This window comes from Klebsiella sp. MS 92-3, assembly GCF_000195655.1.
Lineage (GTDB): Bacteria > Pseudomonadota > Gammaproteobacteria > Enterobacterales > Enterobacteriaceae > Klebsiella > Klebsiella pneumoniae.
The window spans coordinates 15,753-23,084 of sequence record NZ_GL882771.1; the positions used below are offsets into that span (position 1 = coordinate 15,753).

Genomic DNA, 7,332 nt, shown 5'->3' on the forward strand with positions numbered 1-7,332 from the left:
GGGGGGGCGGGGGGGGGGTTTTCCGCCCGTTCTAGTGGTGCAGCATCTCATCAACGATCTGTTCTTTATGCAGCGCATACGGATAATAGGTCGGCCAGTTATCCATCTCTTTCAGCAACGCCTCCTGTGATTCATTGCCCATGAAAATATGGAAATGCTGTGATTTACGCGGGCCAATGATATGGTCGCTGAATTGCACAAATTTCGGCGCGTTGGCATCGCCCTGCTGGCACTCGAACAGATAACGCACGCCCTTCTTACCGGAGGCGTAATGCAGAATTTTATAGCCTGAATAGCGGTATTTGCAGCTATTGACGGTCTGGCCAACGTGGAACTCAATCACGTCATCTTCAATGCCAATCTGCTCCACATCGGTGGCGTAGCCCTTCTTATAATAGGCGCGATACTCCTCCACGCTCTTGTCGCCGGGCTTTTTCGCCTTCTGCTCCAGCACCGGATCGAGATCGCCGTTGAGCAGATACGGGTTCACCGACTGCCAGACGCCTTCCCAGTCGCTCAGCGCGCGGTCCTGCACATCTTTATCCGCAAAAATGCCTTCGCTGGCCTGACGCTCCACTTCGGTTAACGCCGGGCCATGGCTATGGTTGCCGTGGGCGAACGCCTGGGCGCTGGCTAAAGCCATGCCGAATCCTAAGGCCAGCAGGGGGATCTTTCTGGTCATTACTCTCTCCTGAGTTTGCTATCAATGGCGACAAATTGTTACGATATAACATATCTTATCTGGGAGGCAAGAGCGACAGGCAAGCGCTTTTACCGCTGGAATAATGTCCGGTATGATGAAAAGGGTGATGCGCTGAACGGAAGAATGATGGACAACGATATCAATCAGCTTATTGATGCATTGCTAAAAAAGCAGACCAGCCTCGGCCGGGTTTATTTCGCCGGCGAGACGCGCTCGCCTGCTGCACCAGTGGTGCAGGTGGATTTTCCCCGTCTGAATATCCTCCTCGATGGGCAGTTGCCCGACCAGGCGCTCGGCGATAACGCCCCTCCCCTCGAAGCCAACGACGTGCTCTATATTCCTGGCGATAGCTGGAACTGCCCGCAGTGGCAAGCGCCTTGCCTGCTGTTAAGCATCCTGTTCGCTAAGCAGCAGCTGGAGTGCTCGCTGCAGCACTGGGATGGCAAGGCGATAACTGTTGTCGACAAGCGGCAGGCGCTGCGCCGCGGGCCGCGCGTCGGATCATTTCTGCTGCAGGCGCTCAATGAACTCCGGATGCAACCGCAGGAGCAGCAAACCGCCCGCAGCATCGTCGTCAGCCTGCTCAGCCACTGCCATGATCTTCTCGGCAGCCAGGCGCAAACCTCCTCGCGCAGCCAGGCGTTGTTTGAAGCGATCCGCCAATATATGGACATCCATTATGCGGAACCGCTGAGCCGGGAATCGGTGGCCCAGGCGTTCTACCTCTCTCCCAACTATCTTTCCCATCTGTTCCAGAAATGTGGGCCAATGGGCTTCAATGAATATCTAAACCATATTCGTCTCGAACAGGCCCGTATGCTGCTGAAGGGCCACGATATGAAAGTGAAAGACATCGCCCACGCCTGCGGCTTCGCCGACAGCAACTACTTCTGCCGCCTGTTCCGCAAAACTACGGAACGCTCGCCGTCTGAATACCGCCGCCAGTACCATAGCCAGCTGACGGAAAAAACATCCCCGGTAAAAAACTAGATTTTTGTGTGTTAAACCTGACTTTTGTGCGCGCTATAGTTACCTCCCATCCCAGCCAGCGCCGATAAATGTGATCTAAATCATCCTAAATCACGATGCGTACATTTATCCAGTTTTTGGCAAATTTGTCATCTGGCTATCCTTCGAACGAAAGCCGTATGCTTACCTCAACGACAGCACCGAATTAAGCATTGAGGAAAACACAATGGAACTCTATCTGGATACCGCCAACGTCGCCGAAGTGGAACGCCTGGCCCGCATCTACCCGCTGGCCGGGGTAACCACCAACCCGAGCATTATCGCCGCCGGTAAAGTCCCGGTCTGGGATGTGCTGCCGCGCCTGCAAAAAGCCGTCGGTCCGGAGGGCACCCTCTTCGCGCAGACCATGAGCCGCGACGCGCAGGGCATGGTGGAAGAGGCCAAACGTCTGAGCAATGCCGTGCCGGGCATTGTGGTCAAAATCCCGGTCACCGCCGAAGGGCTCGCCGCTATCAAACTGCTGAAGAAAGAAGGCATCCCGACCCTTGGCACCGCCGTCTACAGCGCTTCGCAAGGCCTGCTGGCCGCGCTGGCCGGCGCAAAGTACGTCGCGCCTTACGTTAACCGCGTCGACGCCCAGGGCGGGGACGGCATCCGCATGGTGCAGGAGCTGCAATCCCTGCTGGAAATGCATGCGCCCGAGAGCAAAGTTCTGGCGGCAAGCTTCAAAACGCCACGCCAGGCGCTGGATTGTCTGCTGGCTGGCTGCGAAGCAATCACCCTTCCACTAGATGTAGCGCAACAAATGCTCGGCACCCCTGCGGTAGAGTCAGCCATAGAGAAGTTTGAACAAGACTGGAATAACGCCTTTGGCACGCTGAATCTGTAACCGGATCCGCGAGCCGCCTGCGGGCGGCGTCACGGTCATCGAGGAGGAATCGAAATGGATCGCATTATTCAATCACCAGGCAAATATATCCAGGGCGCAGGCGCCATCAAGCGCCTCGGCGACTATCTGAAACCGCTGGCCGAGCGCTGGCTGGTGGTCGGTGATAAGTTCGTCCTGGGGTTTGCGGAAGAGATGCTGCGTAAAAGCCTGGCCGACGCTGGCCTGGCGGCCGAAATCGCGCCGTTTGGCGGTGAGTGTTCGCATAATGAAATCAACCGTCTACGCGATATCGCCGGCAACGCGAAGTGCACCGCCGTGCTGGGGATCGGCGGTGGCAAAACCCTGGATACCGCGAAAGCGCTGGCCCACTTTATGAATGTGCCGGTGGCGATCGCCCCCACCATCGCCTCCACCGATGCGCCGTGCAGCGCGCTGTCGGTGATATACACCGACGAAGGGGAATTCGACAGCTACCTGATGCTGCCGCGCAACCCCAACATGGTCATTGTCGATACGCAGATCGTTGCCGGCGCGCCGGCCCGCCTGCTGGCCGCCGGGATTGGCGATGCGCTGGCTACCTGGTTCGAAGCCCGCGCCTGCTCCCGTAGCGGCGCCACCACCATGGCGGGCGGGAAGTGCACCCAGGCGGCGCTGGCGCTGGCCGAGCTATGCTACAACACCTTACTCGAAGAGGGTGAAAAAGCGATGCTGGCCGCCGAACAGCACGTGGTCACCCCGGCGCTGGAGCGGGTGGTGGAAGCCAACACCTATCTGAGCGGCGTGGGTTTCGAAAGCGGTGGTCTCGCGGCGGCGCACGCGATTCATAACGGCATGACGGCCATCCCTGACGCCCATCACTATTATCACGGGGAAAAAGTGGCGTTCGGAACCCTGACGCAGCTGGTGCTGGAAAATGCGCCGGTGGACGAAATAGAGACCGTCGCCGCGCTGTGCCACAGCGTTGGGCTGCCGATCACCCTGGCGCAGCTGGATATCAAAGGTGATATCCCGACCAAAATGCGTCTGGTGGCGGAAGCCGCCTGCGCTGAAGGCGAAACCATTCACAATATGCCGGGCGGCGTTGATTCCGACCAGGTCTACGCCGCGCTGCTGGTGGCCGACCAGTATGGTCAGCGCTTCCTGCAGGAATGGGAATAAACCAGAGCAAAACACCCGGCGGCAGCCGGGGGTTTTTTATGCATCTCTGCAGGCCGGAGCAGGCTATGCCCCTCGTCTCTTGATACTGATCATCGCCAACGCCAGTACTATCAACGCAATGCCACAACCTTCCACCTTTCCTGGATTTTCATGTAGTAGCCACCAGGAAAATAGCACGCCACAGACCGGTACGGCCAGCGTACTCAGACCGGCTATACTTGCCGGTAAATTACGCAGTACAAAAAGCCACAGACTCCAGGCCAGCGCCGTTGCAAGGATTGCGCTGTAAGCCAGGGCCCAGAAAACGTCGGGCTGCCAGTCTACCGCCCGTTGCGGGACGAGCCAGGCCACTACGCTCATTACTACGGCGGCATATAGCATCTGCCATGTCGTTAGCGCCAGCAAATCAACCTGCGGATACCGGGTATACATACGCTTCGCGACGATCGCACCTGCCCCCCAGCTCACGCCGGAGAGGATCGCCAGCAAGGCGCTTTTCAGGGAGGTAAAGTCGAGTTGCCAAGGCTGAAGTACGAGTATCAGGCCCACGCATGCCACCCCGATGGCGATATACTGCCATCGCCGCATGCGCTCACCTAAGAATAACGCGGCCATCACCACTACCCAGAATGGCATGGTATAACTCAGGATCGCCACTTTACCGGCGCCACCGCTCATTAGCGCCCACTGTGCCAGACCGACCATGCCGCAGGTTTGCAATAACGCGATCGCCAGGGTGTAGCCGAAAGGCGTCGGCTTGAGCGCTTTACCGCGGATCAACATCACTATCCATAGCACCACGGCGCCAAAAATACAGCGCAGCGCCGTGAAGTCAAAAGCGCCGATATAGCTCGTCACTTGCTTCATCGCGATCCAGCTAAAGCTCCAGATCAGCGTTAATAACGCCAACCCACCAAACGCCAGTGGATCGCTCTTCCTTGCCATTGCATAACCCATCCCTGTCAATTATCAGGCTGGCACTATACGCGCTTTATCTTCTGCTCTCCCCTGACCTGTATCAGCGTTTTGGGCAAAAAAAAGCGATGGCGAATACCGGCTTCGCCATCGCACTAAACGTTAATGAAAACTCAGGCCGGGCGTACGCCCAGCGTATGGCAGATGGCGTAGCTCATTTCGGCGCGGTTCAGGGTGTAGAAGTGGAAATCCTTGACCCCTTCCCGGCTTAAGATCTTCACCATGTCCATGGCGATATTCGCCCCCACCAGTTGACGGGTTTCGGCGTCGTTATCCAGCCCTTCGAACATTTTTGACATCCACACCGGGATACGGACGTTGGTCATATCCGCAAACTTTTTCGCCTGTTTAAAGTTGGAGACCGGCAGGATACCGGGAATGATTTCCACGTCGATGCCTGCCGAGACGCAGCGATCGCGAAAACGCAGGTAGCTTTCCACATCGAAGAAGAACTGGGTGATCGCGCGGTTGGCCCCTGCTTCTACTTTGCGCTTCAGGTTCAGTAAATCCGCCTGCGCGCTTTTCGCCTCCGGATGCACTTCCGGATACGCGGCGACAGAGATATCAAAATCGCCTACCTCTTTCAGCAACGTCACCAGATCGGCGGCGTACATATCCGGTTTACCGCTGCCCGGCGGCAGGTCGCCGCGCAGGGCGACGATATGGCGGATACCGTTGTTCCAGTAATCCTGAGCGATAGTGCGCAACTCATCGCGGCTGGCATCGATACAGGTCAGGTGCGGCGCTGCTTCCAGACCGGTTCGCTCTTTAATGCCTTTGATGATGCTGTGGGTGCGATCGCGCTCGCCAGAGTTCGCGCCATAGGTTACCGAAACAAACTTCGGTTTCAGACTGCTCAGGCGATCGATGGATTTCCACAGGGTTTGCTCCATTTCACTGGTGCGCGGCGGAAAGAATTCAAAAGACACATTAATCTGGCCCTGGACTTCCGCCAGGCTCTGATTCAGGGCTTCCCGCTGATTGGCGTGAAAAAAGCTCATACCTTACCTCATCAATCGCATGTAATGGCTGTTATATTGCGAACTTCTATACGTTTAGACGTCCAGATGTAAAAATGACGGAAAAGCGCGCGGGCGTCAATAGAAAAATCTGTGTAAAGAGTGAGGAATAGGTCACCTACTTGAAAAAAGTTCATCTTCCGATCACCTGGCCACGCTCAGGAAGCGGCTCGGTGGGCAATATAAGGTGGCTCGCGAGTCAGCCTGAGACTAGCCAGTCGCCAGAATGCCATCCAGCAGAGAAAGCCATTGCTGCACGGACTCTGCCTGGTGAGGCGGATAAATCACCCCAAGGCTTAACGGCATCGCGTCGCCCTCAGCCACCGGGCAGAACGCCACCCCCTGACGCTGAATCGCGGAAAAGGACGCCGGCAGCAGGATCATGCCTTCCCCGCGCGCAATACGCGCCAGCAGCACATCATGCTCGGCCGGCTCTTCCACATACGTCGGGGCATAGCCAGCCCGGTCGAAAATACGGCGCGTGTAGTCAAAGAAACCAGGATTACGCTCGCGTTTAAACCAGAACAGCGGCCGATGATTGAGCGCGCTTAACGTCAGCCCTGGCCTGGCGGCTTCCGGCCAGGAGGCAGGTAATGCCGCAATGAGCGGCTCATGATACGGCAATGGGTGCAGGTGCAGCCCTTCAGTATTGAGCGGCAACGCGACCAGCGCCGCATCGAGTTTGCCTTTGCGTACCTGCTGAGCCAGCGCCGGTGAGGCGTGGCGGGTGATATGCAACGCGCGGGTATGTTCGCTCAGCGCAGCCTCAACGGCGGCGAAAATGCCCTGTTCGAAGGCCGTCGTCACGCCCAGACGTAGAGCCTGCGGCGAGTGGGCGGCGAGCTCACTCAATGCCGCCAGCGTGCGTTCCTGGAGCGCCAGCAGAGGTTGAATCATCTCCAGCACCTCTCTACCCGCGTCGGTCAGGATCAGGCCTTTGCTATGGCGCTGAAACAGCGTCACCCCCAGCTGCGCTTCCAGATGGCGGATATGGCGGGTCAGCGGCGGCTGCGAGATAAATAACCGCTGCGCCGCCCGGCTGATGTTATTTTCCTCCGCTACCACGGCAAAGGCGCGCAGCAGGCGAATATCCAGGGAATGTAATCGCGAAGTTGTCATACTGAAAAGGTATCACGAAAAGGGTATTACTCAAGTCCGGCACACTTCCCTACCCTTCCTCTTAACGCACCATCACAGAGAGGAAAAAACGATGTCCAGCGAACGTTATATCATCGGTCAGGAAATGCTTCAGCGGGTGGATGGTAAGGGCGGGGAAGCCGTCGTCGACAGCCTGCGGGATATCGCCCCCGATTTCGCCCGCTATCTGATTGAGTTCCCCTTCGGCGATATTTACGCCAGGCCAGGGCTCGATTTACGCAGCCGGGAAATCGCCACCATCGCCGCGCTCACGGCGTTGGGGAACGCCGAGCCACAGCTGAAAGTACACATTGCCGCAGGATTAAACGTCGGCCTGACGCAAGAGGAGATTACGGAAGCGATCATGCAGATGGCAGTCTATGCCGGATTCCCGGCGGCCCTCAACGGCCTGTTTGCCGCCAGGGCGGTATTTGCGGCCCACTGATCGCTTAAGGCCGGGCTGACTGCCCGGCCTTAAAAAC

At 57.5% G+C, this 7,332-nt stretch carries 8 protein-coding genes; 4 read left to right on the forward strand and 4 right to left on the reverse strand.

From position 1 onward, the window contains the following. Positions 1-31 precede the first annotated feature (31 nt). Positions 32-682 (reverse strand): metal-binding protein ZinT, encoded by a 651-nt coding sequence (zinT, locus tag HMPREF9538_RS19600; RefSeq protein WP_009484463.1) that lies wholly within the window; start codon positions 680-682, stop codon positions 32-34. A gap of 24 nt (positions 683-706) precedes the next feature. Here zinT and HMPREF9538_RS19595 point away from each other — a divergent pair, with 24 nt between their 5' ends. The 3 genes from HMPREF9538_RS19595 to gldA all read left to right on the forward strand — a co-directional run bounded on the left by HMPREF9538_RS19595 (position 707) and on the right by gldA (position 3,719). Next, positions 707-1,693, forward strand: a complete 987-nt coding sequence (locus HMPREF9538_RS19595; protein ID WP_009484464.1) for an AraC family transcriptional regulator — start codon at positions 707-709, stop codon at positions 1,691-1,693. A gap of 205 nt (positions 1,694-1,898) precedes the next feature. After that, the gene (gene fsa / locus HMPREF9538_RS19590; protein WP_004177977.1) at positions 1,899-2,561 is read left to right on the forward strand and encodes a fructose-6-phosphate aldolase; all 663 of its coding nucleotides are present in this window, start codon (positions 1,899-1,901) and stop codon (positions 2,559-2,561) included. A 54-nt stretch (positions 2,562-2,615) separates the two neighbouring features. Next, positions 2,616-3,719 (forward strand): bifunctional L-1,2-propanediol dehydrogenase/glycerol dehydrogenase, encoded by a 1,104-nt coding sequence (gene gldA / locus HMPREF9538_RS19585; protein ID WP_004146274.1) that lies wholly within the window; start codon positions 2,616-2,618, stop codon positions 3,717-3,719. Positions 3,720-3,782: 63 nt separating this feature from the next. On the opposite strand, the gene HMPREF9538_RS19580 is transcribed toward gldA, so the two are convergent. The 3 genes from HMPREF9538_RS19580 to HMPREF9538_RS19570 form a co-directional block, all read right to left on the reverse strand. Next, positions 3,783-4,664 (reverse strand): DMT family transporter, encoded by an 882-nt coding sequence (locus HMPREF9538_RS19580; protein ID WP_004177983.1) that lies wholly within the window; start codon positions 4,662-4,664, stop codon positions 3,783-3,785. A 143-nt stretch (positions 4,665-4,807) separates the two neighbouring features. Beyond that, on the reverse strand, positions 4,808-5,695 hold the full coding sequence (metF, locus tag HMPREF9538_RS19575) for a methylenetetrahydrofolate reductase (protein ID WP_002882952.1): 888 nt from the start codon (positions 5,693-5,695) through the stop codon (positions 4,808-4,810). A 228-nt stretch (positions 5,696-5,923) separates the two neighbouring features. Next, on the reverse strand, positions 5,924-6,832 hold the full coding sequence (locus HMPREF9538_RS19570; RefSeq protein ID WP_004187294.1) for a LysR family transcriptional regulator: 909 nt from the start codon (positions 6,830-6,832) through the stop codon (positions 5,924-5,926). 91 nt (positions 6,833-6,923) lie between these two features. Between HMPREF9538_RS19570 and HMPREF9538_RS19565 the strand changes: the two genes are divergently transcribed. After that, positions 6,924-7,295 (forward strand): carboxymuconolactone decarboxylase family protein, encoded by a 372-nt coding sequence (locus HMPREF9538_RS19565; protein ID WP_002882947.1) that lies wholly within the window; start codon positions 6,924-6,926, stop codon positions 7,293-7,295. Positions 7,296-7,332 lie beyond the last annotated feature (37 nt).